Origin of the sequence: Streptomyces cahuitamycinicus (assembly GCF_002891435.1) — a bacterium.
In the GTDB taxonomy this organism is placed as follows: domain Bacteria; phylum Actinomycetota; class Actinomycetes; order Streptomycetales; family Streptomycetaceae; genus Streptomyces; species Streptomyces cahuitamycinicus.
Genome location: NZ_POUC01000880.1, coordinates 1 through 984, shown reverse-complemented (window position 1 = coordinate 984; position 984 = coordinate 1). Strand labels below are relative to the sequence as shown.

General features: G+C 71.6%; 1 protein-coding gene. It reads right to left on the bottom strand.

Going from position 1 to position 984, the window contains the following annotated elements; all coding sequences use genetic code 11:
• Window positions 1-153 precede the first annotated feature (153 nt).
• Window positions 154-705 carry a hypothetical protein gene (locus C1J00_RS43630; RefSeq protein ID WP_102914250.1) on the bottom strand — a complete coding sequence of 184 codons (552 nt, stop codon included), beginning with the start codon at window positions 703-705 and terminating at the stop codon, window positions 154-156.
• Window positions 706-984 lie beyond the last annotated feature (279 nt).

Genomic DNA, 984 nt, shown 5'->3' with positions numbered 1-984 from the left:
AGAGGACGGCATACGATTTGAGCGCTAGTCTCGTGGGCTCGGAGATGTGTATAAGAGGCAGGTGGCGGGCGCCCGCCGGGGGTCGCAGCCGGTCATCGGCGGATACGCGACTGCCCTCCCGGGGCATTCCGGGAGGGCAGGACAGAGGAGGCGTCAGCCGTTGCGCGGGCCCGGGAAGGCCGTGGGCCTCGCCTCGTCGCGGAGAGCGGGGCTGCCGGCTGTCGGCTGGGTGGGCATGGAGCGGGCCGCGGGGACCGTCGGGACCGTGGGCAGGCCGGTGGTCACATTGACCGCGCGGCCGCCCGCCGGCGTTGGCTCCGGCGTGCGCTCCGGCTCGGGCGTGGCCGCCGGGGCAGTAGCACGGCGGGAGCCGTAACGACGGTGCACCGCCTGCTTGGTGACTCCGAGTGCGGAACCGACCGCGTCCCACGAGAAGCCGAGCGATCGGTCGAAGTCCACGGCCGCTGTGACCAGGGTCTCGACACTGTCCCGCAGCTCCTGGGCGAGACGTACCGTCGGGGCGGGGGCGCGTCCGTAGACGACGAAGCCCGTGGAGGGGCCGGAGCGGCGCGGGCGGTAGACGTTGCCCAACTGGGCGGTGAGTGTGCGCAGTGCGTCCACCTGCCGGCGGACCCGCTCGATGTCCCGCACCAGCAAGTGCAGGCTGGCCCGAGCCTGGGCGTCGTGGGTTGCGTGGTCGGCCATGAACAAGCCTCTCGAACCGGCGTTGAAAGGAATGGGCCGCGATCGCGGCCCGTTGTGGTCAACTCTGTCTTGACCAACGCGGATCCGCTCCGCGGGTCACGGTGTGGGGGCGTGGGGGCATATGCGTGCGCCCGTTTGCGCGGGGTGTGCGCCTCGGTCTTCGGCTTTTGTCTCCCGCCCGCGCACCACCCGTAACTCCCCGTCGAGTGGCCCGGCTCTCCCGTGGGTGGCCAGGCGCCGTCGGCGGCTTTCCACGGCAGGGCTCATAGACTTGTGTGC